The organism is Aureimonas ureilytica, from assembly GCF_001475935.1.
GTDB classification, from domain to species: domain Bacteria; phylum Pseudomonadota; class Alphaproteobacteria; order Rhizobiales; family Rhizobiaceae; genus Aureimonas; species Aureimonas ureilytica_A.
This window is the reverse complement of sequence record NZ_LDQA01000009.1, coordinates 113635-140066: the sequence shown is the minus strand read 5'-3', so window position 1 is coordinate 140066 and position 26432 is coordinate 113635. Positions and strand designations below refer to the sequence as shown.

At 66.4% G+C, this 26432-nt stretch carries 15 protein-coding genes; 10 read left to right on the top strand and 5 right to left on the bottom strand.

The genetic code is table 11. The annotated features are described in order from the left end of the window. The first annotated feature begins 119 nt into the window (after nucleotides 1-119). The 3 genes from NS365_RS03610 (at nucleotide 120) to glgB (ending at nucleotide 6095) form a co-directional block, all read left to right on the top strand. Entirely contained in the window at nucleotides 120-2168 is a 2049-nt protein-coding gene (locus tag NS365_RS03610; protein WP_082684396.1) for an alpha-1,4-glucan--maltose-1-phosphate maltosyltransferase, read from the top strand. Between the two features lie 94 nt (nucleotides 2169-2262). Beyond that, a complete protein-coding gene (locus NS365_RS03605) occupies nucleotides 2263-3816 on the top strand; it encodes a maltokinase N-terminal cap-like domain-containing protein (protein ID WP_058598899.1) in 1554 nt (517 codons plus the stop codon). Then, the gene (gene glgB, locus NS365_RS03600; protein ID WP_058598898.1) at nucleotides 3816-6095 is read left to right on the top strand and encodes a 1,4-alpha-glucan branching protein GlgB; all 2280 of its coding nucleotides are present in this window, start codon (nucleotides 3816-3818) and stop codon (nucleotides 6093-6095) included. The genes NS365_RS03605 and glgB overlap by 1 nt, the downstream gene beginning before the upstream one ends. A gap of 50 nt (nucleotides 6096-6145) precedes the next feature. On the opposite strand, the gene NS365_RS03595 is transcribed toward glgB, so the two are convergent. The 4 genes from NS365_RS03595 to NS365_RS03580 all read right to left on the bottom strand — a co-directional run bounded on the left by NS365_RS03595 (nucleotide 6146) and on the right by NS365_RS03580 (nucleotide 14027). Next, the gene (locus NS365_RS03595) at nucleotides 6146-7327 is read right to left on the bottom strand and encodes a GGDEF domain-containing protein (protein WP_058598897.1); all 1182 of its coding nucleotides are present in this window, start codon (nucleotides 7325-7327) and stop codon (nucleotides 6146-6148) included. 119 nt (nucleotides 7328-7446) lie between these two features. Next, on the bottom strand, nucleotides 7447-8340 hold the full coding sequence (locus NS365_RS03590) for a transglutaminase family protein (protein WP_058598896.1): 894 nt from the start codon (nucleotides 8338-8340) through the stop codon (nucleotides 7447-7449). A 7-nt stretch (nucleotides 8341-8347) separates the two neighbouring features. Continuing rightward, nucleotides 8348-10720 (bottom strand): circularly permuted type 2 ATP-grasp protein, encoded by a 2373-nt coding sequence (locus tag NS365_RS03585; RefSeq protein WP_244498347.1) that lies wholly within the window; start codon nucleotides 10718-10720, stop codon nucleotides 8348-8350. Continuing rightward, a complete protein-coding gene (locus NS365_RS03580) occupies nucleotides 10710-14027 on the bottom strand; it encodes a DUF2126 domain-containing protein (RefSeq protein WP_058598895.1) in 3318 nt (1105 codons plus the stop codon). Before NS365_RS03580 ends, NS365_RS03585 begins: the two co-directional genes overlap by 11 nt. A 194-nt stretch (nucleotides 14028-14221) precedes the next feature. Here NS365_RS03580 and NS365_RS03575 point away from each other — a divergent pair, with 194 nt between their 5' ends. From NS365_RS03575 to NS365_RS03545, 7 genes are all read left to right on the top strand, one after another. Next, nucleotides 14222-15409, top strand: a complete 1188-nt coding sequence (locus NS365_RS03575; RefSeq protein ID WP_058598894.1) for a zinc-binding metallopeptidase family protein — start codon at nucleotides 14222-14224, stop codon at nucleotides 15407-15409. 161 nt (nucleotides 15410-15570) lie between these two features. Beyond that, nucleotides 15571-17454 carry a malto-oligosyltrehalose trehalohydrolase gene (gene treZ, locus NS365_RS03570; protein WP_058598893.1) on the top strand — a complete coding sequence of 628 codons (1884 nt, stop codon included), beginning with the start codon at nucleotides 15571-15573 and terminating at the stop codon, nucleotides 17452-17454. Continuing rightward, complete coding sequence (gene malQ, locus NS365_RS03565; RefSeq protein ID WP_058598892.1) at nucleotides 17447-19303, top strand: 4-alpha-glucanotransferase; 1857 nt, start codon at nucleotides 17447-17449, stop codon at nucleotides 19301-19303. Before treZ ends, malQ begins: the two co-directional genes overlap by 8 nt. Further along, on the top strand, nucleotides 19300-22023 hold the full coding sequence (gene treY / locus NS365_RS03560; RefSeq protein ID WP_058598891.1) for a malto-oligosyltrehalose synthase: 2724 nt from the start codon (nucleotides 19300-19302) through the stop codon (nucleotides 22021-22023). Before malQ ends, treY begins: the two co-directional genes overlap by 4 nt. A 178-nt stretch (nucleotides 22024-22201) precedes the next feature. Then, the gene (locus NS365_RS03555) at nucleotides 22202-22987 is read left to right on the top strand and encodes a ThuA domain-containing protein (RefSeq protein WP_058598890.1); all 786 of its coding nucleotides are present in this window, start codon (nucleotides 22202-22204) and stop codon (nucleotides 22985-22987) included. Then, nucleotides 22984-24042 carry a Gfo/Idh/MocA family protein gene (locus NS365_RS03550; protein WP_058598889.1) on the top strand — a complete coding sequence of 353 codons (1059 nt, stop codon included), beginning with the start codon at nucleotides 22984-22986 and terminating at the stop codon, nucleotides 24040-24042. Before NS365_RS03555 ends, NS365_RS03550 begins: the two co-directional genes overlap by 4 nt. Nucleotides 24043-24453: 411 nt before the next feature. Then, entirely contained in the window at nucleotides 24454-25344 is an 891-nt protein-coding gene (locus tag NS365_RS03545; protein WP_058598929.1) for a DMT family transporter, read from the top strand. Nucleotides 25345-25494: 150 nt separating this feature from the next. Here NS365_RS03545 and NS365_RS03540 read toward each other — a convergent pair whose 3' ends face one another. Continuing rightward, the gene (locus NS365_RS03540) at nucleotides 25495-26406 is read right to left on the bottom strand and encodes a glycosyltransferase family 2 protein (protein WP_058598888.1); all 912 of its coding nucleotides are present in this window, start codon (nucleotides 26404-26406) and stop codon (nucleotides 25495-25497) included. Between the last annotated feature and the right edge of the window lie 26 nt (nucleotides 26407-26432).

The following is a 26432-nucleotide window of genomic DNA, read 5'->3' as shown; positions in this document are numbered from 1 at the left end:
GAGAGAAACCCCGCCGCCTCTCTGGATGAATCGGGTTTGGCCCCTATTCCTTTGGCAGGAAGCGGGGCCATCCTCCCGCACTGGCTTCCCCGCCCTGCAACGGCAAAGAAGGTTCGTCCATGGCTCTCCCGGAACCCGTCGCGGCCAAGCCCAAGAAGCGCTCCGCATCCTCCGTCGCCAGCCGCGAGGCTTCGATCGCGCTTCTGAAGGATCTGGCCGCCAGCCGCGTCGTGATCGAGGGTGTCGAGCCCCTGATCGATGGCGGTCGCTTCGCCGTGAAGCGGATGGAAAACGAGCCGCTGACCGTGACGGCCGACATCTTCTCCGACGGGCACGAGATCATCGCCGCCGCGCTGGTGACGCATGGCGGCGAGGTGGAGGGGCTGGAAACGCCCTTCGTCTTCATCGGCAACGACCGCTGGGGCGCGACGGTGCGCTTTGCGACCCCCGGCCCCTATCGCTATTCGATCATCGCTTGGCGCGACGTGTTCGGCACCTGGGCGAGCGACACCAAGAAGAAGCGGGACGCGGGGGTCGATATCGCGCTGGAACTGCGCGAGGGCGAGGCGATCTTGGAGCAGGCCGCCGAATCCGGCCGTGGCTCGCGTGAGGATGCCAAGGCGCTGAAGGCCCTGCGCGCGCGCGTCGAGAAGTTCCGCAAGCTGAAGGACGAGGCGGCGCTCTACGCCGTCTTCACGGAAGCCGAGACGATCGAGCTTCTGCGCCGCTGCGGCGTGCGCGCCAATCTCTCGCGCTATCCCGTCCAAGTGCCCGTCTGGGTGGACCGCGAAGCCGCCGGCTTCTCGGCTTGGTACGAGCTGATGCCGCGCTCGCAGTCGGGCGACCCGAAGCGCCACGGCACGTTCGACGATGTGATCGCGCGCCTCCCCGATATCCGGGAGATGGGCTTCGACGTCCTTTACTTCCCGCCGATCCATCCGATCGGCAAGTCGAACCGCAAGGGCAAGAACAACAGCGTCACGGCCAAAGAAGGCGAGCCGGGCAGCCCCTATGCGATCGGTTCGCATGAGGGTGGCCACAAGGACATCCATCCGGAGCTCGGCTCCTTCGCCGATTTCCAGCGCCTCGTGACGCGCGCGGCCGATCATGGGCTGGAGCTCGCGCTCGACTTCGCCATCCAATGCTCGCCCGACCATCCCTGGATCAAGCAGCACAAGGGCTGGTTCGACTGGCGGCCCGATGGCTCGATCAAATATGCGGAGAATCCGCCCAAGAAATATCAGGACATCGTCAATGTCGACTTCTACGGGCCGGACGCGATCCCTTCGCTCTGGGTCGAACTGCGCGACATCGTCCTGTTCTGGCTGGACAAGGGCGTTCGTATCTTCCGCGTCGACAATCCGCACACCAAGCCCTTCCCCTTCTGGGAATGGATGATCGCGGAGGTGCGCGCGGTGGACCCCGGCGTGATCTTCCTGGCGGAGGCCTTCACCCGGCCCAAACTCATGAAGCGCCTCGCCAAGGTCGGCTATAACCAGAGCTATTCCTATTTCACCTGGCGCAACCTGAAATGGGAGCTGCGCGAGTATCTGACCGAGCTGACGAAGGAAGAATGCGCCGAATACATGCGGCCGAACTTCTTCGTGAACACGCCCGATATCAACCCGCTCTTCCTCCATACGAGCGGGCGGCCGGGCTTTCGCATCCGCGCCGCGCTGGCCGCGACGCTGGCGGGCAATTACGGCGTCTATTCCGGCTTCGAGCTGTGCGAATACGAGCCTCTCGTGACCGGCAAGGAAGAATATAAGGACTCGGAGAAATACGAGATCCGCGCCTTCGACTGGAAGCGTGAGGGCCATATCCGGGACGATCTCGCGCTTCTCAACCGGCTGCGCCAGTCCGAGCCGGCGCTGCGGGATTTCCGCAATCTGGAATTCTACCAGTTCTGGAACGACAACGTTCTTTACTACGGCAAGCGGACGGCCGATCTCTCCTCTTTCATCCTCGTCATGGTGACGCTCGACCCGCATCAGCCGCAGGGCGGCCATTTCGAAGTGCCGCTCTGGGAATTCGGCCTGCCCGACAATGGCACGGTCAAGGTCGAGGACCTCGTGAACGACCGCCAGTTCGTCTGGTCCGGCAAGGTTCAGCATTGGTGGTTCGAGCCGGCGGAACTTCCCTACGCCATTTTCCGTCTATCCGTCTGACGGGAGAGAGGGCGGGCTTCGAGCCCGCTTCGCTTCTCCTGTCTTGTTTCTTCCACGGTCCGGCCCGGCCGACCGCAGACGACGATGGATGCGCATGACCGACACCGCCTCTCCCAAGGCCGGGGACATTTCGCCCGACGCTCTTCCGGCCTTCGCCGATGCCTCGCTGCCCGATCTCGCGTCCGGCTCGGAACTCAGCTCGGCGCTCGCGCGCTTTCTGGGCCATCAGCGCTGGTTCGCCGCCAAGTCCGAACGATTGAGCGGCACTCGCTTCGTCCCGGCCGGCGCGGTCGAGGGCGCGGACGGAGCCTTGGCCGGCGAGGCCGTGATCCAGACCGGCGAAGGCGAGCAGCATTACTTCCTGCCGCTGGCGCTGCGCCCGCGCGGCGAGGGCATAGAGCCCAAGCTGATCGGCACACTCGCGGGCGACCGGCAGTTGATCGACGCGACGCGCGACCCCGCCTTCTGCCGCGCCATCGTCAGTCTGATCGCGCAGGGCGGGCGGATCGAGGCAGGCGGCACGGCGCTTCTCGCCAAGGCATCCAGCGCCAAGGCCGACCGTCTGGAAGCGGCCGCGGCCGTGGAGGCCGCCGAGATCAAGCCTCTGTCGGGCGAGCAGTCCAACACGTCGATCGGCATCGGCCGCGTCGCGATCCTGAAATTCTACCGTCTCCTGCGCGATGGCGAACAGCCTGAACTGGAGGTGACGGAGTTCCTGACCGAGAACACCGGCTTTCCCGCCGCGCCCGCGTTGCTCGGCTCGCTGGAACTGGCGCGGCCCGATGGCAGCCACGCCGCCGTCGCGGCCCTGTTCGAGCGTATCACCGAGGCCGAAGACGCCTGGGCCAGCGTCACCGGCGCCCTGGCCGAGCGCTTGCGGGCCGGGGAGGGGACGAAGGCCGGCGCTCAAACGTTCGACCCCGGCCACACGATCGGCCGGCGTACGGGCGAGATGCACGCGGCACTCGGGACGGAAACCGGCCAATCCGCCTTCGACCCCGAGCCGCTCGACCGCGTCTCGCTGGCGCGCATCGTGGACGAGGCCAAACACGAGGCGTCGGGCGCGATCGCCGTTCTGCGCAGCGTTCAAGGGGGCGCGGATGTCAGCGCCGACATCGCGGCGCTGAGCGCCCGCGAAGCCGAGATTGCCGCTTGGTTCGAGAGCTTCAAGCAGCTGGAGCCTGCCGGGCGACGCACGCGCATCCATGGCGACTATCATCTCGGCCAGCTGCTGGTGCGGGGCGAGGATATCGTGATCCTCGATTTCGAGGGCGAGCCGGGCCGCACCTTGCCCGAGCGCCGCGCCAAGACCTCGCCCTTGCGCGATGTCGCGGGGATGCTGCGCTCCTACGATTATGCCGCCTTCGCCGCGCTGGACGCGATCCGCAGCGACGATCCGGCGCTGGCCGAGCGCGCCAAGGCGGAGGCCGAGCGCTGGCGCGACGAAACCTCGGCGGCGTTTCTGAGCGCTTGGGAAGAGGCGAGCGGCGTCGATCTCTCCGACGAGGGGAACGCCAGGCTTCTCGATCTCTTCCTTCTGCAGAAAGCCTTCTACGAACTGCGCTATGAGGCGGCGATGCGCCCCGCCTGGCTTTCGATTCCGCTGCGCGGGATCGTCTCCCTTCTCCAGAAACGACAGGTCCTTTGATGAGCGAGTCTCTTTCCGCCGGTTCCGGCATCGATCACGGCCTGCATGGGGACGAGGCGCGCGCGCTGGCGCAGGGCCGTCACGAAAACCCCTTCGCCGTTCTCGGCCCCCATCGCACGGGCGATGGCAGCGCCGTGGTGCGGGTCTTCCGCCCCGGGGCCGAGCGCGCCGCGGTCATCGACCGCCAGGGCCAGGTTCTGGCCGAGCTGGAGCACGGCGAGGTGGACGGCCTGTTCTCCGGCCTCGTGTCGCAGGCGTTCGACGACCATCTCTTCCGCTTCTGGCATGGCGACAGCTCGTGGGAGGAAGAGGACACCTATCGCTTCGGCCCGATCCTCGGTGATCTCGATACCTATCTGATGCGCGAGGGGCGGCATTATCGCCTTTATGAAAAGCTCGGCGCGCACCCGACCGAGATGGACGGGGTGAAGGGCGTTGCCTTCGCGGTCTGGGCGCCCGATGCGCGCCGCGTGTCGGTGGTCGGCAATTTCAACGCCTGGGACGGGCGGCGCCATGTCATGCGCAAGCGCGTCGATGCGGGCGTGTTCGAAATCTTCGTTCCCGGCCTCGGGCGGGGCGAGGTTTACAAATACGAGCTGATCGGCGGGCATGGCGAGGTTCTGCCGCTGAAGGCCGATCCGGTCGGCTTCCGCCAGGAACTCGCGCCCTCCACCGCCTCCGTCGTGGATGGGCTGGTGGAGCACGAATGGAAGGACGACGCCTTCCGCTCCAAATGGAGCGACTGGCAGTCCGCCGATAAGCCCGTCTCGATCTACGAGGTGCATCTGGGCTCGTGGAAGCGCGGCGATCACAATTCCTTTCTCGACTACGACGCGCTGGCGCGCGAGCTGGTCGCCTATGTCAAGGATATGGGCTTCACCCATGTCGAGTTCCTGCCCGTGTCCGAGCATCCGTTCTACGGTTCCTGGGGCTATCAGCCGATCGGCCTCTATGCGCCGACCGCCCGATATGGCGACCCGGCCGGCTTCGCGCGGCTGGTGGACGCCTTCCATCAGGCCGATATCGGCGTTCTGCTGGACTGGGTGCCCGGCCATTTCCCGACCGACATTCACGGGCTCGGCCGCTTCGACGGCACGGCGCTTTATGAACACGCCGATCCGCGCCGGGGCTTCCACAAGGACTGGAACACGCTGATCTACGACTACGGCCGGACGGAGGTGAAGAACTATCTCGTCTCCAACGGGCTCTACTGGCTCGACCGCTTTCATATCGACGGGCTACGAGTCGATGCCGTCGCCTCCATGCTCTATCTCGACTATTCGCGCAGCCATGGCGAATGGGAGCCCAATATCTATGGCGGGCGCGAGAACCTGGAGGCCATGGCCTTCCTGAAGGAGACGAACGAGCAGGTCGGCGGGCAATTCCCGAACGCCACGACCCATGCGGAGGAATCCACCTCCTTCCCCAATGTGTCACGCCCGACCTATGCCGGCGGCCTCGGCTTCCACTTCAAGTGGAACATGGGCTGGATGCACGACACGCTGCATTTCATGCAGGAAGACCCGATCAACCGCAAATACCACATGCACCATATGACCTTCGGAATGGTCTATGCCTATTCCGAGAACTTCGTGCTGCCGCTCAGCCATGACGAAGTGGTCTATGGAAAAGGCTCCATCCTGGGCAAAATGCCGGGCGACTGGTGGCAGAAATTCGCCAATCTGCGCGCCTATTACGGGTTCATGTGGACCCATCCGGGCAAGAAGCTGCTCTTCATGGGCGGCGAGTTCGGGCAGTCGGCGGAGTGGAACCACGACCAGTCGCTAGACTGGCATCTTCTGGACCATGCCGAGCATCGGGGCGTCCTGCGCCTCGTGCGCGACCTCAACACGCTTTATCGCGGCTTGCCGGCGCTGCATGAGAACGACTGCGACCCGCACGGTTTCGAGTGGGTGGACACGTCCAATGTCGAGCAGTCGGTTCTGGCTTATCTGCGCAAGGACCGCGAAGGCCGTCCGGCGCTGGTGGTCTGCAACTTCACGCCCAATGTCCACCATGGCTACCGCGTCGGCGTACCCCATGGCGGCTTCTGGGAAGAGGTGATGAACACCGACGCCGAGATCTATGGCGGCTCGAATGTCGGCAATATGGGCGGGCGCGAGGCCGAGGAGGTGCATTGCAACGGCCGGCCCTTCTCGCTGTCGCTCAGCTTGCCGCCGCTCTCCACCATCGTGCTCGCGCCCCCGCGTGCCCGTCAGGAGGCGGACGCTCGGGTGGAAAGCGAAGGCCTGGCGAGCAGCGATCTCGCCAAGGCCTGAACCTGATGCACCGGATCGCTCTCCACGGGCGGTCCGGTCTCCCTTCAAGATCAGGCGACGGCGGCCAGCCCCGGCGCCTGTTCGACGCGGTTTCGGCCGAGCGCCTTGGCGCGGTAGAGCGCCGCGTCCGCTTCGGCCAGAAGCGTCTCGAAGCCACGATCGGCATCGACGCAATGCACCAGCCCCACGCTGACCGTCGCGTTGATGGCCAACCCATCGAAACGCGCGGCTTCGACGGCGAAGGCACGCGCGATGCGCTGGGCGAGTTCGCGCGTTTCCTCGCGCGTCTGTCCGGTCAGAAGAACCACGAATTCCTCGCCGCCGAACCGGGCCGCCAGATCGCTGGAGCGCAGCTCGCGGTCCAGAATGCCGGCAAAAAGCTTCAGCACGTCGTCCCCGGTCTGATGGCCATGCGTGTCGTTGATCAGTTTGAAATGGTCGAGATCGAACACCATGACGGAGACGCTAGCTCCATCCGAGCGCGCTTCCTGAATGCGGCGCACGGAGCGATCGAACAGCGCGCGTCGGTTGGGCAGGCCGGTGAGATAGTCGGTGTTCGATGCTTCGAGAATGCGTGCCTCGCCCTCCTCGCGCACCAGCGACAAAAGCAGCATGGGAGCGGCGATGGCAAAAAGCACGCCCTCGAACATGGTGATCTTGGCGAGCGCGGTGAAGAATTCGGGAAAGGATGCCAGGCTTTCGCCCATCAGCCCGCTGGCGAGGAAGAGCGTGACCCGCGCGGCGTAGAAGATGGCATGGAAGCCGAACACCAGAACGGCGGGCTTGCGCGAGCGAAGCGCTGAGAACGAGCAACCGCGCAGCAGCGTGACGGTCGCTGCCCCGCAGATGGGGGCGATCGCGGCCGAGCAGAACAGGCTCCAGGTCTCGTAGCTCAAATGGGGGAACAGCGCGAAGCAGAGGCCGGCGAAGGGCAGGCTGGCCCAGCGCAGGCGGAGCGGCAAAGCCCGCCCGTTCAAACGCAGAACGCCATCGAGCAGCGCCACATAACCGAACAGATTGAGCAGGAAAGCCGGAGCCCGTTGATAGGGGGTCGGGATGATCGCGAAGATCAGAAGGGCGCAACCGAGGGTGAAGGCGGCATAGGCCAGTGCCCATTCCGCCAGAACGTCCTTGCGCAGCGGATGAAACCGACGCTCCCAGAAGGTCAGAGCGCCCGACACGGCGAGCGAGGCGAACATGAACGCGTAGATGGTGGACAGGTCGATATACATGTGTCCCACATCTCTCCTTCGGTGCCTGAGATTAGGCGTCTGCCTGGAAAGGATACCTTACAAGAATCAGAAGATTTAAACGAGATGTGTGGCTGGGTCTGGAAAATTCGGCGAATGGCCTAGTTTCGTACCGCTTCACCGATCGGGATCATGTCCACCGCATGATGGTGGCGCTGCGGCCCGGACGTGATCAACACGCCGTCGATCGGCGCGACATCGGAATAGTCGCGCCCGCGCGCCACGAGCACGTGATCCTCGCCCGCAAAACACCCATTGGTCGGATCGAAGCCGATCCAGCCCATTTGCGGCCCGGCCCAGACCTCTACCCAGGCGTGCATGGCGTCCGCCCCTTCGAGGCGCGGCTGGCCTGGCGGCGGCTCGGTGCGCAGGAAGCCGCTGGCATAGGCCGCCGGAAGGCCGAGCCCACGCAGGCCCGCGATCATCAGATGCGAGAAATCCTGGCAGACGCCGCGCCGGGCGGTGAGGGTTTCCTCGACGCCCGTGGAAATCGTGGTGACACCCGCCTCGAAGCGAAACTCGCTCCGAATGCGCCGCGCCAGCGCCAGCATGGCCTCGCCGATCGGCTGATCGGGCTCCAGCCCTTCGGCGCAGTAGGCGGCGACCGCCGGCGAGGGAGCGACGAGCCGGCCCGCGCCCAGAAAGTGCAGCGGGCTTTCACCCTCGCTGTCGCGCGAGGCCCGGGCCAGGGCGCGGATCGTCTCGACATGCAGGGTTTGGCCCAGCGCCGGAAGCGGGCGATCGACACGAACCCGCGCGCGCATTTCGACCGAGAGTGTCTCGTGCGGTTCGTCGATCAGGACATGATCGGTCCGATTGCCGAAAAAATCGCGCTCGGATGCCGTTTCGCGCGGGGTCGGCTTGATGTCGAGCGTGAAGCGCTCGACACGCTGCCCGCTCGCTTTCAGCGGCGCGATGCGCAGGATATGCCGGGCGTCGCGGACGAAGCCGGGATAGGTGTAGCCGATCGAAAGGCGGATGTCGTAGCGGCTCATGCCCGGTCTATTCCGTGTCCTGACGCTCGACCGCGCCGCGCGGCGCCAAGGCGAAGTAGCGCTGCGAGAGAAGGTCGGAAATCTCGAAACCGTCCCGCGCGACGCGGCTCAGAAAGGCGGGCGTGACCTCGCGCGGCTCGGCGGTGCGCAGGCGCACGAGCAGTCGCGCCAGCCGGCGCGAGGCGGGGTCGAGGCTTTCGCCTGCGTGATTGCCCGGCAGGTCGGCCATCACGGTTTCGAGCGTGCGCGCCTGAAAGGTCAGCGAGCGCGGGTTGAGCGGGTCGAGCAGGGCGAGGTCCAGCACCGTGTCCGGCCCGAGCTCCACCGAGAAGCGCCGGCGATAGGTCATGCGGCTATCGGTGAATTCCAGAAGCGCCTCGAACACGCCGTCGCCACCCGCCGCCAGAAAGGCGCTCGCCGCCCCCGCCGTCTGCGACAGGCGCTCCAGCCGCCGACCGCATTCGAGGAAGCGCCAGCCGATGAACTGGTACATGTTTTCGTGAACGAGGCCGGCAAAGCCGGCGAGCCGCGTCAGCACCCGCCCGGCCAGGAGCGTGTCGTCGCGCTCGTCCGAGGGCTGGCGCAGCGCCTCGCCCGTCAGATCGGCGATCTCGGCCAAAGCGCGCCAGGCGTCGGGCGAGAAGCGGTCGCGAATGCGCGAGGCCAGTTGGAAGGCGCTGTCGGCATGGTCTCTCAAGCCATGGATCGGATCGGCGCCGCCGAAGCCGACGCCCGAAATCCGCAGGAGCGAGATGCGCGCCTCATCCACGGGCGCCGGGTCTTCGCCGGCCTCCGCACGCGCGATCGCCGCGCGCCAATGGCGAAACGCGACCTCCAGACGTTCGACATAGCGGCCGAGCCAGAAGAGATTGTCGGCCGCGCGGGCGGGAAGCGAGCCCGGCAGGCGGCGCTGATAGCTCTCGCCCCGCGCGCCGAGCAGCGTCACGGGCCGCTCGTCCGGGTCGCCCGCCACCCAGACATCGAGCGAGCGACCGCCCGACGCGATCGCCAGCGCGCTGCCGTCTTCCTCGTGCGCGGCGCGTGCGAAGCCACCGGGCATGACGTCCCACCCGTCCTCGCCGCGCGCCAGAAAGACACGCAGGGTGATCGGCCGGCTTTCCAGCCCCGCGTCGCCGAACACGGGCGCGGTGGACAGCGGCAGTGAGCGCGTCGCCACGATATCGGCATCGCCGCCGCGAGCGCGCTCAACTAGCGTAGACTCATCAAGCGACTTGTGCGGGCCGGAAGGCGCGGGCAGGGCTTCGGCCAGCCGCCAGCCGGAGGGCAGGTCCTGAGCGAAATCCTTCCACAGGGGATCGCCCAGCCAGCGCGTTTCGACGGAGGGAAGCTGCAGCCGCTCGCCGATCAGCGCCTCGGCCATGGCGTTTTCGAAGGGCGCGAAGGCCGGCGTTTCCAGAAGGCCGGAGCCGAGCGCGTTGACTAGGTCCAGCTTGCCCGCGCGGATGGCGCGGACCAGGCCGGGCGTGCCGATGCGCGACTGGGCGTGAAGCTCCAGGGGATCGGCATAGTCTGCGTCGAGGCGGCGCCAGAGAACGCGCACGGAGCGAAGCCCATCGACGGTGCGGATCTTGGCCTCGTCGCCGCGCACCACGAGATCGCCGCCTTCCAGAAGGTGAAAGCCGAGATAGCGGGCGAGGTAGGAATGCTCGAAATAGGTCTCGTTGAGGGGACCGGGCGTCAGGAGGCCGACCCGCGCGCCTTCCGTGCCGTTGAGATCGTTCAACGTTTCGCGAAAGCGCCCGAAGAAGCCGGCGAGGCGGCGCACATGCAGCGCGCGCGCCAGATCGGGAAAGGCGCGGGAGGTGGCGACGCGGTTTTCCAGCGCGAAGCCCGAGCCCGAAGGAGCCTGCGTGCGATCCTTGATCACATGCCATCGCCCGTTGGGCGCGCGGCCGAGATCGATGGCGATGAAGCGGATCAGCGGCCGACCGGCGCGGCCCTGATCGGCCAGCGGACGGAGAAACTCGGGATTGCTGGCCAGCAAAACGCCCGGCAGATGGCCCTCGCGCACCATGCGCCGCTCGCCGTAGAGATCGGCTAGGAGCGTTTCGAGATAGAGCGCGCGCTGGCGCAGGCCCGCTTCCAGACGCCGCCATTCCTCCGCCTCGATCACGACGGGCGGAAAGGCGATCGGCCACAAGCGCTCGCGGCTTTCCGCGCCGACGCGATAGAAGACGCCGGCCTCGCTCAGATATTGGCGCGCGGTGCGAAAGCGCCCCTCGCGCTCGGCCTCGCTCAGACCGTCGAGCGCGTTCAGGAGGGCGCGGTAATGCGGGCGCACCGAGCCGTCCTCCGCGCGCATTTCGTCGTAGCGGCGCAGAACGCTGGCCGGCTTGGGCTTGGCAAGGTCAGACAGCAAGGAAGGCCGGTCGTCTGAGATCGAGCGTGTGGGGGAAGCTCGGATCGGGGATTTCCTGAGGCGGCTGGAAGGCCCCCGGCGTGTGGCCAATGGCTTCGAACCGCGCGAGGCGGCGCGACTCCGCCTCGTTGGCGTTGATGGGGAACGTGTCGTAGGAGCGCCCGCCGGGATGGGCGACATGATAGACGCAGCCGCCGAGCGAGCGGCCCGACCAGCGATCGTAGATATCGAAGGTCAGAGGCGCATGGACGGGGATGGTCGGGTGCAGGCCGGACGCCGGCTGCCACGCCTTGAAGCGCACGCCGCCGACGAACTGGCCGACCGTCTGCGTCGGCCCGAGCGGCACCGGCCGCCCGTTGCAGGTGACGATATGGCGCGCGGGGTCGTAGCCCTCGACCTGGACCTGAAGCCGCTCCACCGAGGAATCCACGAAGCGCACCGTGCCGCCGATGGCGCCCGTTTCGCCCATGACATGCCAAGGCTCCAGCGCCTGACGCAGTTCCAGCCGCACGCCCTCGTGGCGGACCTCGCCGCAGAAGGGGAAGCGGAACTCCCACTGCGCCTCGAACCATTCCGGCCGGACCGGATAGCCCGAGCGGTCGAGATCGGCGAGAACCGCGAGGAAATCCTCCCAGATCAGGGCCGGCAGCATGAAGCGGTCGTGAAGCTGCGTGCCCCAGCGGGCAAAGCGCCCCGACTGCGGCTCGCGCCAGAACTTGGCGATCAGCGCGCGGATCAGAAGCTGCTGGGCCAAGCTCATGCGCGCGTCTGGCGGCATCTCGAAGCCGCGGAACTCCACGAGGCCGAGGCGGCCCGTCGGCCCATCGGGCGAATACAGCTTGTCGATGCAGATTTCCGAGCGATGCGTGTTGCCCGTCACGTCCACGAGGAGGTTGCGGAACAGGCGATCCACCAGCCAGGGCGGCGGGGCCAGACCTTCGCCGGGCGAGGGCACCTGCGCCATCGCGATTTCCAGCTCGTAGAGCCCGTCATGGCGCGCCTCGTCGATGCGCGGGGCCTGGCTGGTCGGTCCGACGAAGAGGCCTGAGAAGAGGTAGGACAGCGAGGGATGGCGCTGCCAGTAGAGAACCAGCGATTTCAGAAGATCGGGCCGGCGCAGGAAGGGACTGTCGAGCGGCGTCGCCCCGCCGATCACCACATGGTTGCCACCGCCCGTGCCGGCATGGCGCCCGTCCACCATGAACTTGTCGGTGCCGAGCCGAGACTGGCGCGCGTCCTCGTAGACGCCTTGCGTGATCGCGACGGCCTCGCCCCAGGAGGCGGCGGGATGCACGTTCACTTCGATCACGCCGGGGTCCGGCGCGACGCGCATGACGTTCAAGCGCGGGTCGAAGGGCGGGGCGTAGCCCTCGATGCGCACGAAAAGGCCGAGCGCCTCCGCCTCGTCTTCCACGGCGGCGAGAAGATCGAGATAGGCCTCGGCCGATTCCAGCGGTGGCATGAACACATGCAGAATGCCGTCGCGCGGCTCGATGGCGAGCGCGGTGCGCACATAGCCCCCGATCTCGGCCTCCGGGCCGGGCTCGGGGGGCGTCCAGGCGGGGGCGGGGTCGGCCTGCGAAATGCGCTTCTGCACCTGCCCCAGGATTTCGCGCTCGGGCAGTTCGGGCAGGGGCTGCATCGGGTCGGCCGGATGCGTGTAGGGATAGCGCGCGGGCGAGAGATAGGGGAGGGAGGCCAGCGGCAGGCGATAGCCGAGCGCGGAATCGCCCGGCACGAGGAAGAGCTTGCCGCGCCGGGTCGACCAGCGCTCCGACATCCAGCGCGCGGGCAGCGCCTGCCATGCCTGAACCGGCATGACATAGCCGACCGGATTGTTCAGCCCCCGGTCGAAAACGCGGGCAAGGCGCGCGCGCTCTTCCGGGTTTTCGAGCTTGGAATTGTCCGGCGAGACGTTCTCGGGCAGCTGCGCCTCGCGCACCAGCCAGTAGGACGGGTCTTCATAAGCGGGCAAAGCGTTGCCGGGCTCGACACCCAGCCGCGCGGCGACGCCCTCCAGCAGCGCGCGGGCATCGTCGGCCACGGCCGGCGGCGCCCCCTCTTCCGGCGCGAAAAGGGCGGGGTTGCGCCAGATCGGCTGCCCGTCCTTGCGCCAATACAGAGAGTAGGTCCAGCGCGGCAGGGATTCGCCGGGATACCACTTACCCTGGCCGTGATGCAGAAATCCGCCTTGCGCAAAGCGCGTCTGGAGCCGGCGCAGGAGCCCGTCGGCCAGACCCCGCTTACGGGGGCCGGTCGCGTCGGCGTTCCACTCCGCGCCTTCGAAATCGTCGATCGAGACGAAGGTCGGCTCGCCGCCCATAGTGAGGCGTACGTCCATCGCCTGAAGGTCGGCATCGACTTTCAGGCCCAAAGCGTCCAGCGCCTCCCAGCTTTCGTCCGAGAAGGGCTTGGACACGCGCGGCGCTTCGGAAACGCGCGTCACCTCCATGGCGAAGTCGAACTCGGTTTCTGCGAAATCCACCCCGCCGGCGATCGGCGCGGCGGAACGATAATGGGGCGTTGCCGCGAGCGGCACGTGGCTTTCGCCGGTCATCAGGCCCGAGGTCGGGTCGAAGCCGATCCAGCCCGCGCCCGGCACATAGACCTCGACCCAGGCATGAAGATCGCAGAAGTCGACCGCCGTGCCGGCCGGCCCGTCGATGGCCACGCGATCGGGTTTCAACTGGATCAGGTAGCCTGACACGAAGCGCGCGGCGAGGCCGAGATGGCGCAGCGTGTTGACGAGCAGCCAGGAGGAATCGCGGCAGGAGCCCGACGCCTTTTCCAGCGTTTCCTCGGGCGTCTGCACGCCCGGCTCCATGCGGATGAGATAATCGACGCGCTGCTCGACCAAGCGGTTCAGATCGACCAGGAAATCCACCGTGCGGCGCGGCGTGCGATCCACCGTTTCGAGGAAGCTCTGGAGCTTCGGTCCGGCCGGTTCGAGCGCCAGATAGGGCTTCAGATCGACGGCAAGATCGTCGCCATAGGCAAAGGGGAATTCCTCCGCCCAGGGCTCGATGAAGAAGTCGAACGGATTGTAGACCGTCATGTCGGCGAGGAGATCGACCTCGATGCGGAACTCGCGCACCTTTTCGGGGAAGACGACGCGCGCCAGCCAGTTGCCGAACGGGTCCTGCTGCCAGTTGACGAAATGGTTCGCGGGTTCGATGCGCAGCGCATAGGCCGGGGTGCGCGTGCGTGAATGGGGTGCGGGGCGCAGCCGGATACTCTGAGGACCCAGAGTGACCGGGCGATCATAGCGGTAATGCGTCAGATGGCGGAGGGCGGCGAGGATTGGCATCTGATCCCTTACGCATGAACGGTCGACGCGCCAGCATAGGCATTCCCGGGGCCTGCTGGAAACCTTCGCGGCGCACAAAGCGCGGCGTTTGATGGAAATTGTGTTCGAAATCGGGTGCGCTGCGGAACCGGAGTCACACACTGGAGTTGAGCCGGCGAATCCGCGCCCCTCCCGGCCGCCCAGGAACGCTCCTCATGAAGCTCTTTTCTTGCCCGTCCTGCGATCAGGTCGTCTTCTTCAACAATGTGGTTTGCGAGCGCTGCGGTCATGCGCTCGGCTACGAGCCACGCTCCAACCGCGTCCTGGCGCTGGAAGCGGCCGATGACGGCTGGCTTTCGGTCGGTCGCGGCAGCGACGGCTCGCACTGGCGCTACTGCGACAATTACCAATACGGCGTCTGCAACTGGCTCGTGCCGGCCGACTCCGGCGAGCGGATGTGCGTGGCCGACCGGCACAATCTCATGGTCCCCGATCTCTCGAACCCCGACAATCAGGCGCTCTGGGCCAAGATGGAAGCGGCCAAGCACCGCCTCTTCTATACCCTACTGCGCCTGAACCTGCCGCTCTATACCCGCGACGAGCATCCCGAGGGTCTCGGCTTCAAGTTCCTGGCCGACGATCCGGCGACGGGACAGAAGGTGATGACCGGGCATGACGAGGGCATCATCACGGTGGCGCTGGCCGAGGCCGACGATGCCGAGCGCGAGCAGCGCCGCACCGCCATGGGCGAGCCCTACCGTACCCTGCTCGGCCATTTCCGCCACGAAGTTGGCCATTGGTACTGGGACATTCTCGTGCGCGACGGGAATCTTCTGGACGCGTGCCGCGCCGTGTTCGGCGACGACCGCGAGGATTACGGGCAGGCGCTCCAGAACCACTACAACAACGGGCCGAAGCTCAACTGGCAGGACGAGTACGTCTCGGCCTATGCCGGCTCCCACGCCTGGGAGGACTTCGCGGAAACCTGGGCGCACTATCTCCACATCATCGACACGCTGGAGGTCGGCGGCTCCTACGGCATCGCCATCCAGCCACGGCTCGACCGCGACGGCATTCTGACGACGGACCTCAACGTGAAGGTCTACGATCCGAGCACGACCATGGAGGAGATCGCCGACGCCTGGCTGGCGCTCAGCCAGGCGCTGAACTCCATGAACCGCGCCATGGGCTTGCCGGACCTCTACCCCTTCGTCCTGTCGCCGACCGTCGTCGGCAAGCTCGGCTTCATCCATGATCTCGTGCATGGGCGCGTCGGACAAAACAGCTCGGCGGGGGAGACGAAGGGTCTGTCGGAGGCGGCCGAGGCCATGGGTCGCCAGTCCAACGCCGCCAACGAGCCGCAGGCCGCGCCCGAGCCGCAGGCCCTCGCTGCGGCCGGCTGATCCGGTCCCGACGGGAAAGGGCTGGGGCGACCGGAAAAATTCCTCGCCTCGGTCCTGCCCTTGTCCCCGTGCGCCCCAGTTAGGTCAGGCGCGATCCGCGGCCCCTCGCATCTGCGAGACGGGCCGCATCTCATGACATGTTGCGAAATGGCGGAGCCCTCATGGACGCTGGCACGACTTTTTCTTTCGACCTGAGTTGGGGCGCACATTACGAGGACGGCAAGGCGCGCTTCCGCATCTGGGCGCCCAGCGCGAAAAGCGTCGAGGTCGCCAGCGCCGAGTCCGACGACTTCCAGTGCGAAAGCTTCGAGCCCATGGCGCGCGGCGAGGGCGGCTGGTGGGAACTCGTGACCGACACGGTGCAGCCGGGGGATGGCTACGGCTTCCGATTCGACGGCGGCAAGGTGCGGCCCGACCCGGCAGCCCGCGCCCAGGGGGGCGACGTCCATTGGCTTTCGCGCCTCGTCGATCCCAAGGCGCATGAATGGCGCACCGGCGACTGGAAGGGCCGCCCCTGGCAGGAATGCGTCTTCTACGAGCTGCATGTCGGCACATTCACGCCCGAAGGCACGTTCGAGGCCATCATTCCCAAGCTGGAGCACCTGCGCGAGACCGGCATCACCGCGATCGAGCTTTTGCCCGTCGCCCAGTTCGGCGGCCAGCGCGGCTGGGGCTATGACGGCGTTCTTCTGTATGCGCCGCATCAGGCCTATGGCGGCCCGGAAGGGCTCAAGAAGCTCGTGGACGCCGCGCATGAGCGCGGGATCATGGTCTTCCTCGACGTCGTCTACAATCACTTCGGCCCGGACGGGAACTATCTCCCGGAATACCTGCCGGAGTTCTTCCATCAGGAAATCTCGACGCCTTGGGGCGCGGCCATCGCCTATGACGAAGCGCCGGTGCGCGACTTCATGATCGAGAACGCGCTCTATTGGCTGAGGGAGTTCCAGATCGACGGGCTGCGGCTCGACGCGATCGATTCTATCAAGGACACGACCGACACGCCCTTCGTCAAGGAACTGGCGATGCGCGTGCGCGAGACGGTCACGGATCGCCACGTCCACATCACCACCGAGGACGATCGCAACATCAAATGGCATATCGAGCGCGGCGAGGACGGCTCGGTGCCGCTCGTCTCGGGTGAGTGGAACGACGATTTCCATCACACGGCCCACGTGATCGCGACCAACGATCAGGAGGGCTATTATCGGGACTACGACCCGAACTCGGCCGAGCAGATGGCGACCGCGCTCGCCACCGGCTTCGTGTTCCAGGGGCAGGAGTCCGAGCATCGCGAGCGGCGCGTGGGCACCGACTCTTCCGAACTGCCGCCCACCGCCTTCGTCAACTTCCTCCAGAACCACGACCAGATCGGCAACCGCGCCTTCGGCGACCGGATGCGCTCGCTGACCTCGGGCCGTGTCTATGACTGCCTTCAGGCCATTCTTCTGCTCTCGCCGCAGATCCCGCTGATGTTCCAGGGCGACGAGTTCGGCGACACCAACTCCTTCTGCTTCTTCACCGATTTCGACGGCGAACTCGCCAATGCCGTGTCCAAGGGGCGCAAGAAGGAGTTCAAGAGCTTCGCCGCTTTCGAAGACCCGGAAGCGGCCGACATCTTCCCCGACCCCAATGACGAGCGCACCTTCGAGGTCTCGCGCCTCGACTGGACGCGCCTTGCCCAGCCCATCCACAAGCGCCGCCTTCAGGTGACGCGCAAGCTGCTCGGCATCCGCGCCAAGACGCTGGTTCCGCTCCTGGACAAGGTGCAGGGCGGCACGGGCATGGCGATGGTGGAAGGGCTAGGCTTCGTGGTCGCCTGGGAGCTGCAACCCGGCCGCTTCTGGCATCTCGTGGTCAATCTGGCCGACGAAGCCTGGGATGTGGAAGGTGCGTTCCACCAAGGCGCGCTGGAAGGCGCGGAATGCGTCTACACCAACCACAAGAACGCCTTCGAGTCACTCTCGCAAGGTACGATGTGCGCGACCTGCGTGATCGCCATCCTGGCCGACACACTCCTGATCGCGGAGCCTGACGATGAATGAGCGCCTCGAAACCCTGGCCGAAAGCCACGGCATTCAAATCCGATATGTTTCGGAAATGGGCGAGCCCAAGGCGATCGACGCGGCCGCGCAGTCCGGCCTCCTGAGCGCGCTTCAGGTCGATCCCGAAGGAGGCGAGGAAGGGGGCTTTGCCCGCGAGGAGCAGAAGCCCAGTCTTGCCTGCGCCCTGCCGGAGGGGCTGGCGTCGAGCCGTTCCTGGGGTGTGACCTGCCAGCTCTACAGCCTGCGCTCGGAGCGCAATCTCGGCATCGGCGATTTCGAGGATCTGGCACGGTTGGCCGAGGTCGCGGCCGAGACCGGCGCGTCCTTCGTGGGCGTCAATCCGCTTCATGCGCTCTTTCTGGCCGATGCCGGGCGCTACAGCCCCTATTCGCCCTCGACGCGCCGCTTCATCAATCCGTTCTATCTCGCGATCGACACGATCGAAGGCGGGGAGGCGGCCATCGCGGCCCTGCGCACGGAGAAGCCCGACCTCTTCGAAGGGCTGGACGGCGAGCTGGTGGACTATCCCGCTGTCGCGGCCGCGAAGGTGCCGCTGCTGCGCGAGGTCTATGCGAGCGCCAAGGATGGGCTCACATCCGACGAAAGCTTCCGCGCCTTTACCGAGAAGGGCGGCGACGCGCTGCGCGGCTTCGCGTTGTTCGAGGCGATCTCGGAGGCGATGCGCGCGGAGGGCGGCAGCGCCGGTTGGCACAATTGGCCGGAGGAGCTGCGCGACCGCACGGGCGAAGCGGTGACCTCCTTCGAGGCGGGCCACGAAGACGCGATCCGCTTCCACATCTGGCTGCAATATTTGTGCGACCGGCAGTTGGGCGAGGCGCAGCGCCGCGCCAAGGCGGCCGGAATGCGCATCGGCCTGTATCTCGACTTCGCCGTCGGCGTCTCGCCCGATGGGGCGGAGACCTGGGCCGACCCGGCGCTGACGGTGCGCGCGGCGCGCGTCGGCTCGCCCCCCGACATGTTCAATTCGGACGGGCAGGACTGGGGTCTGGCACCGCTTTCGCCCAAGGCTCTCGCCGAGCGCCATTATGCCCCGCTCGCCGCCGCCTATGCCGGTCTCATGGAACATGCGGGCGCGATCCGTATCGACCATGCGATGGGGCTCGCGCGGCTCTGGTGGATTCCCGAAGGCACGAATTCCGGAGGCGGCGGCTATGTCCGCTATCCTCTCGGCGCCATGGTGGACGCCTTGGCCCGCGTCTCGCAGGACACGAACTGCCTCGTGATCGGCGAGGATCTGGGCACCGTGCCGGAAGGCTTCCGCGAGGCCATGGCCGACAGCCATATCCTCTCCTACAAGGTTCTCTATTTCGAGCGTTGGAAGGACGGGCTGTTCAAGGCGACGGGGGAATATCCGCAGGCCTCGCTCGCCTGTATCTCGACCCACGACCTCGCCACGCTGTCGGGCTGGTGGCATGGCTCCGATGTCCGGCTGCGCTCCGAAACCGGCCGGCAGAACGCCGCCGCCACCGAGCGCGATCTGGCCGAGCGCGACCGCGACCGGCGCACGCTTCTGGCCGCGCTGCAATACGAGCGGCTCCTGCCGCCCGACTATCACGCGGCGAACGAAGGCGCGGACCTGCCGGAGCGCCTGCCTTTTGAGCTGGCGATCGCGATCCATCGCTTCGGCGCGCGCACGCGCTCCATGCTTTTCGCGGTGCAGATGGAGGACATGATCGCCTCCGAGAAACAGCCCAACCTGCCGGGCACGACCGACGAATACCCCAATTGGCGCGTTCGCTCCGACATCCGTCTGGATGATCTGGCCGCCGACGAACGCTTCCAAGCCATGGCTCGCGCGATGCGCGACGAGAGACCGGAGACCCCATGAGCCGTCCGCTGATCGCGACCTATCGCCTGCAGTTCCGCGAGGGGACCGGCTTTTCGCAAGCCGAGGGGCTCGTGCCCTATCTCAAGACGCTGGGGGCGAGCCATCTCTACGCCTCGCCCGTCTTCGCGGCCTCGCCCGGTTCCACCCATGGCTATGACGTCGTGGACTATAACCGCTTCGAAGAAGAACTGGGCGGCGATGCGGGGCTGGGCTCCTTGAGCGATCAGCTGATGAAGGCCGATCTCGGCCTGATCCTCGACTTCGTGCCGAACCATATGGGCGTCTCGCAGGAGAACCGCTGGTGGGAGGATGTCCTGCGCTGGGGCCGCGAAAGCCGCTATGCGCAGACCTTCGACATTTCCTGGGACGAGGAGAAAATCCTCATCCCGACCCTCGGCACGCCCTATGGCGAGGCGCTGCGGGGCGGCGCGCTGGAGGTCGTCTATGACGAGGATCGGGGCGAGGTCCGCTTCTCCGCCAATGGCTATGGCCTGCCGGTGGACCCGCGCACGCTGAGCCACGTCTTCTCCTTCGTGGATCACCCCGAGCGCGACAGTCTGGTGCGCCGCTTCTCCGCCGCCGTGCCGGCCGATGGCGAGGAACTGGGCGAGCGTTTCGCCGAGCATGTCGCCGACCCCGCCTTCCTCGCCGCGCTGAAGGCCGGCATCGAGGCGCTGAACGCCGACCGCAACGCGCTCCATGCCTTCCACGAGGCGCAGGCCTGGCGGCTCGCCTGGTGGCGTCTGGCGCGCGAAAAACTCTCCTATCGCCGCTTCTTCGAGATCGCCGACCTCATCGGCGTGCGCCAGGAGATGCGCCGCGTCTTCCGCGACTCGCACCGCACGATCTACCAGCTGGCGCGCGAGCGCCGGTTGGACGGCATCCGCATCGACCATGTGGACGGCGTGGCTGACCCCAAGGGCTATCTGGCGGAACTCGCTGCCGGCTTCGAGGCGCTGCGCCGCGACGTCGCGATCCATGTCGAGAAGATCCTGACCGGGCCGGAGCGCCTGCGCAAAAGCTGGAACATCGCTGGCACCACAGGCTACGAGTTCATCACCGCCGTTTCGGGCCTCTATGTCGACGGGTCTCAGGAAGAGGCGATGACGCGCGCCTATGCCGAGTTCGTCGGCGGCGACGAAGATCTGCGGGCGATGATCGCGGACCAGAAGCGCGCGATCTTTACGCATAATCTCGCCGGCGAGCTTCAGGTTCTGACTGAAACCGCCATGCAGGTCGCGGCGAGCGATCTCGAAACGCGCGATTTCGGCCGCGACGACATGAGCCGGTCGATCGTCGAGGTGGCGACCGCCCTGCCGGTCTATCGCACCTATTGCGGCGTGGCGGGCGTGCCGGAGGACGACATCATCGTCATCGACGAGACGGTGGAGCGCGCCAAGGGAACCCGGAAGGTCGAGGCCGACGAGCCGATCGACTTCGTTGGTCGCCTGCTCAAGCTGAATTTCGAGGATGGACGCGATGTCACGGGCGCGCTGAACTTCACCCGCCGCTTTCAGCAGACGACCGGCGCGGTCATGGCCAAGGCCGTGGAGGACACGGTCTTCTATCGCTACAACCGTCTGATCGCGCTCAACGAAGTCGGCGGCGAGCCGGATCATTACGGCAGTTCGCCCGAGCGCTTCCACGAGGACATGGCGATCCGGCTGGAGGACCAGCCCGAAGGGCTCATGGCTTCCTCCACCCACGACACCAAGCGCGGCGAGGACGCGCGCGCGCGCCTCTACACCTTGAGCGAAGCGCCCGAGCGCTGGGCCGCGCTGGTGAAGGACATGGCCGAGGCCATGCAGCCCTGGCGCAAGACCATGGGCGACCCCGCCATGGGCGACAGTCATGTCTCGCCCGACCCCGCGACGGAATGGGGCTTCTACCAGTCGCTGCTCGGCGTCATCCCCGCCGATTTCGACCCGGCCGACGCCAAGCTGCGCGAGGAACTGGAAAGCCGGCTTCTGGCCTTTGCCGAAAAGGCCGTGCGCGAGGCCAAGCGCTACACGAGCTGGACCGCGCCCAACGAGGCTTACGAGAGTGCGCTGAAGGGCTTCGTTTCGGCCATTCTCTCGCAGAAGGAGACGGGCGATCTTCTGGCTCGCTTCTGGAAGCAGTCGCAGTCCTTCGTCGTGGCCGGCGCGCTGAATTCGCTGTCGCAGACCCTGATCAAGCTCACTGCGCCGGGCGTTCCCGATATCTATCAGGGCACCGAGTTCTACGATCTCAGCCTCGTGGACCCCGACAATCGCCGCAAGATCGACTTCGCCGCCCGCCAGCGCGCGATGGAAGACGGCGAGACGATCGCGGCCAGCCTGCCGCACTGGCGCGACGGACGCGTGAAGGCCAAGCTCACCGCTGCTGCACTGAAGGCCCGCATCCGCGCGCCCGAGCTGTTCACCAAGGGCCGCTACATCCCGCTGGAGGTGACAGGCGCAAAGGCGGACCATGTGGTCGCCTTCGCGCGCACCGACAATGAGGGCCATGTCGCGGTGACGATCGCGCCGCGTCTCGCCTTGCAGCTTCTGGGTGAGGGCGCCGACATCCCGATGCTGGAGGCGTCCGAGTGGGGCGATACGGCGGTTCGTTTGCCGTCTCACCTGGCGGGGGCGCGCTTCGAGGACATCTTGGCGAGCAGGGAGGTCGGCAGCGGGGCCAGCTTCAAGCTCGCCGACATCTTGTCCGAAATGCCCGTGGCGCTGCTTCTGGCCGACTGACGCATTCGGGTGGTCGGGTCCATGCTCCGGCCACCCTGTGATGCGACACGAGCAGGGGACTGAAGCGGTCGCAATGAGGTCCGATTCATCGCGAAGGTTTCAGTCCCGAAGGCCGTTCATATCAGGCTGAGAACGACGCGGACCATCCCGCGACGGGCCGAGGAGGAGGGAAGCCAGGATGCCGATCCGTGTGACCGTGTGGAACGAATATCTGCACGAAAAGGAAAACGAGACCGTCCGATCGATCTACCCGGACGGGATTCATCGCACCATCGCGGACGGGCTGGCCGAGGATGGCGAGCTGACCCTTTCCACCGCGACCCTGGAAGAGCCCGAACATGGGCTGACCCAGGAGAAGCTCGATGCCACGGACGTTCTCGTCTGGTGGGGACACAAGGCGCATGGCCGAGTCGAGGACGCGATCGTCGAGCGTGTGGCGCAGCGCGTTCATGAAGGCATGGGCCTTCTCGTCCTCCATTCCGGCCATTTCTCCAAGATCTTCAAGCGTCTGATGGGCACGCCCTGTTCGCTGCGTTGGCGCGAGGCGGGGGAGCGCGAGCGGCTTTGGGTGATCAATCCGAGCCACCCGATCACGCAAGGCATCGACAAGGCGATCGAACTGCCGAACTCAGAAATGTATGGCGAGCCCTTCCTTGTCCCCGAGCCGCTGGAGACCGTCTTCGTCTCCTGGTTCGAGGGCGGCGAGGTGTTCCGCTCGGGCCTCACCTACCAGCGCGGGGCCGGGCGCATCTTCTACTTCGAGCCCGGTCACGAGACCTATCCGATCTATCACGATCCCAATATTCGCCGCGTTCTGCACAATGCCGTCCATTGGGCCTACAATCCCGCCAAGCCCTGGCGCGAGGTGGCCGAGGCGCCCAACGTGCCGATCGATCAGGCGCGTGAAAAGATCGAGAAGAAGGGCGGCTCGCTCCACAAGGCCGGCGAGGCCGGCTATCGATGAGCGAGGAACGGCGCATCCTGATCCTTGGCACGGGCGGCATCGCCGCTCGCCATGCCGAGCATTTCTCCTCCATACCCGGCATGACGGTGGTCGCGGCGGTCGATACGAATATCGAGCGCGCCCGTCTCTTCGCGCTCGAGCATTCCATTCCGCAGACCTTCGGCTCGCTGGCCGACGCCATCGCTTGGGATGAGTTCGACGCGGCCGTGAACTCGACGCCCGACGGCGTTCACAAGCCGACGACGCTGCAACTTCTCGCCGCCGGAAAGCCGGTCTTTTGCGAGAAGCCCTTAGCGGTGAACTTTCCCGACGCGATAGCGATGACCGAGGCTGCAGAGGCGGCGGGGCTCATCAACATGGTGAACCTCACCTATCGCAATGCTCATGCGATCCAGATGGCGCGGCGCATGGTGGATGACGGGCGCATCGGCACAATCCGGCATCTGGAGGCGAGCTATCTCCAAAGCTGGCTCACGGCCGGCCATTGGGGCGACTGGCGCACGGACGAACGCTGGCTGTGGCGCTTGTCGTCCGAGCATGGCTCGAAGGGCGTACTCGGCGATATCGGCATCCATATCCTCGACTTCGTGAGCTTCGGTACGGGGCTCGACTTCGCGGCGCTTCAGGCCCGCATGAAGACCTATGACAAGGCCGAGGGCGGGGCGATCGGCGCCTACAAGCTGGATGTCAACGACAGCGTCGCCATGACGGTCGAGATGTCGAACGGCGCGCTCGGCGTCGTGCACATGTCCCGCTATGCCACAGGCAATCTGAACGACCTGAACCTCGCCATCTACGGAGAGCGGGGCGCGCTGCGCATCTGGGCCAACCATCAGGACTCGCGCCTCGAAGCCTGTCTCGGGGCCGATATGGAAACGCAGACCTGGGTTCGCGTGGACTGCCCGGTGACGCCGCGCAACGAGCACCGTTTCGCCATGGCGCTTCTGTCGGGCGAGAACGGCCAGCCGAACTTTCGCCATGCCGCCGGCATCCAGAAGCTTCTCGACCTCTGCTTCGTGTCGGATGCGGAAGGGCGGATGCTGGCCGTCGATTGAGTGCTGACATCCATGGCATCTTTGAGGGCGGGTGCGGTGACGCATTCGCCCTTTTTGCAGGTGCGAAGTCGAGGGGAGGTTCGTAACTTTCGCGCCTGTCGGGAGGTGTGACGGGCGCGGGCGCGCTGTCCTGGCATCATCTCCAATTTCTTATTTCCGCCACGCGCTTTTCCTTGGTTTTGCCGCAGTTTGACGGGGCGCGCTGTGTCATCACGCCGCGCGTGACAGCGTAAGATTATATGATCGGGACGTGTGGCGAAGGGGCGTTGCGGCGCGGCGCGGAAAAGGATTTATCAAGGCCCAGGTGCCATGATGTGCCTGCCGACCTCCCCGTCCCGAATGCGCGCCCGCAAGGGCAAACGATCGTCCGCTCGCGATGCCGGCCTTTCCTTTTTTGCAAAGTCGCATCCGATGCAGTCCGGCATTCTCCTCGCGTTCCTCGCGTATTTTTCCTATTCCTGTTCCGACGCGGCCGGAAAGCTGCTCGGCAGCCAGCTTCCCGTGTTCGAGATCGGCTTCTTCGTCTCGCTGATCGCGCTCGGGCCCGCGCTTCTGTCCAAGCGCGCGGACGAGAGCTGGCGCTCGATCCTGCGCCCGCATCGCCCCTGGATGGTTCTGGCGCGCATGACGACCGGCACGGTCGGCGGCATGTCGGCGATCTACGCCTTCACCCATCTGCCGATGGCGGAAGCCTACTCTCTGATCTTCCTGCTTCCGGTCTTCGTCGCCGTTCTCTCCATGGTGCTCCTGAAGGAGACGGTCGGCCCCTCGCGCTGGCTGGCGCTGCTCGGCGGCCTCGCGGGCGTCATGCTGGTCGTGCGCCCCGGCTTCAACGCCCTGACGCTCGGCCATCTGGCCGCCATCGTCTGCGCCTTCAGCGGCGCGCTCAGCGCCATTCTGCTGCGCTCGCTCGGGCAGACGGAAAAGCGCCTGACACTGGTGGGCGGCGTGCTGACGGCGGCAACGCTGACCAACGGCCTCCTGATGATCCCGCATTTCGTGATGCCGTCCGTGCAGCATTGGCCGATCCTGGTCGTGGGCGGCCTGTGCGCGGGCATCGGCAATATCACGATGGTGGTCGCGGCCCGCCTGACGCCCGCCAGCCGCATCGCGCCGACGCAGTACAGCCAGATCGTCTGGGCCGCGCTTCTGGGCGCCGTGCTCTTCGGCGAGTTCCCCGATCCGCTGGCCGTCGCCGGCATGGCGCTGGTCGGCTTCTGCGGAATGATGACGCTCAGCGGCGGCGACGACCGGCGCGTGGTGCCCGCCCTGCCCAAGCCCGCCGGTTCGCTCGGCGCCTGATCGCCCCTTCGCTCGAAACGCAAAGGCCGCGCTTCCTCCCAGATGGGAACGGAAGCGCGGCCTTTTTTGTGAGAGGGCGAAGCGGTGCGCTGCTTTGGGGAGCGTGACTGACGCGCAGCATCGAGGGTCCGAGAGCGCGCTGCGCCTGACCTATCGCTTGGCGTATCGGGACGTGTTGCCGCCGACCATGCCGACAAGGCGGCCGGCGTGATGGGCGACCGACAGGAGGTTCTTGGCGATCGGATCCTTGCGCAGCTGTGGCAGCGACAAGGCGAGACGGGCGAGCGAACCGACGCTGCCCTTCACGGCCAAGCGCCAGGCCGCACCCGCGCCGTCATAGCTCTGGTCGATCTTCGCCATGTAGATGCCGGTCGTGTAGTAGCGCTCCAGCACCTTGGCCGTGCGCAGCAGCGGGGTCGGCGTCGGCTCGTAGACCACGGCCTCCTCGCACCAGACGATCTCCCCACCCGCCGCGCGTACCCGGCGGAAGAAGTCGTAATCCTCCCCGCCGGAGGATTTATAGGCGTTGCGGAAAAGGGGGCGTTCCACGAGGTCGAGCAGGCGGCGCGAGATCAGAAGGTTCTGCGCGCCGCGCAGGAGCTTGGTCGGCCCCGTTCTGGTGCCGCGCCGGCTGGCATAGATGCTGTTGCGCGCGAAAAGCCCGGCATCGGACGGGAGCAGACCCTCGACCGGGCCGCCCAGAAGATGCGGCTCGTAGGCATCGGCGCAGCCGAGCAGGGTCGCCAGCCAGCCTTCCGCCACATGCCCGTCATCGTCCAACATGATGAGCCGCCGCCAGTCCGGCGCTTCGCGTAAGGCCGCGTCCACGAGGCTGTTGCGAACCGGAGACAGGCCGCGTTCGGAGACGGGCACATAGACGAAGCGCTGCCCCTCCTCGCGCGGAAAGGCGGCGACGAGCGCCTCGATCGCGGGGTCGCAATCATTGTCGGCGACGAGAACCGTCACCATACGGCCGGCGATCTCCGGCCGGAGACTTTCGAGCAGCTTGGTCAGAAGGGCGGGGCGCCGAAAGGTTGGTATCCCGATGACAAGGTCCGTCATGCCAAAAGCGATCCGATCTACGTCCC

Bases quoted from the DNA above. Each gene is read 5' to 3' on its own strand.
- NS365_RS03545 (WP_058598929.1), top strand. From the start codon at position 24,454: ATGCAGTCCGGCATTCTCCTCGCGTTCCTCGCGTATTTTTCCTATTCC.
- NS365_RS03580 (WP_058598895.1), bottom strand. From the start codon at position 14,027: ATGCCAATCCTCGCCGCCCTCCGCCATCTGACGCATTACCGCTATGAT.
- NS365_RS03555 (WP_058598890.1), top strand. From the start codon at position 22,202: ATGCCGATCCGTGTGACCGTGTGGAACGAATATCTGCACGAAAAGGAA.
- NS365_RS03540 (WP_058598888.1), bottom strand. From the start codon at position 26,406: ATGACGGACCTTGTCATCGGGATACCAACCTTTCGGCGCCCCGCCCTT.
- treZ (WP_058598893.1), top strand. From the start codon at position 15,571: ATGGACGCTGGCACGACTTTTTCTTTCGACCTGAGTTGGGGCGCACAT.
- malQ (WP_058598892.1), top strand. From the start codon at position 17,447: ATGAATGAGCGCCTCGAAACCCTGGCCGAAAGCCACGGCATTCAAATC.
- NS365_RS03595 (WP_058598897.1), bottom strand. From the start codon at position 7,327: ATGTATATCGACCTGTCCACCATCTACGCGTTCATGTTCGCCTCGCTC.
- NS365_RS03590 (WP_058598896.1), bottom strand. From the start codon at position 8,340: ATGAGCCGCTACGACATCCGCCTTTCGATCGGCTACACCTATCCCGGC.
- NS365_RS03610 (WP_082684396.1), top strand. From the start codon at position 120: ATGGCTCTCCCGGAACCCGTCGCGGCCAAGCCCAAGAAGCGCTCCGCA.
- glgB (WP_058598898.1), top strand. From the start codon at position 3,816: ATGAGCGAGTCTCTTTCCGCCGGTTCCGGCATCGATCACGGCCTGCAT.
- NS365_RS03605 (WP_058598899.1), top strand. From the start codon at position 2,263: ATGACCGACACCGCCTCTCCCAAGGCCGGGGACATTTCGCCCGACGCT.
- NS365_RS03550 (WP_058598889.1), top strand. From the start codon at position 22,984: ATGAGCGAGGAACGGCGCATCCTGATCCTTGGCACGGGCGGCATCGCC.
- treY (WP_058598891.1), top strand. From the start codon at position 19,300: ATGAGCCGTCCGCTGATCGCGACCTATCGCCTGCAGTTCCGCGAGGGG.
- NS365_RS03575 (WP_058598894.1), top strand. From the start codon at position 14,222: ATGAAGCTCTTTTCTTGCCCGTCCTGCGATCAGGTCGTCTTCTTCAAC.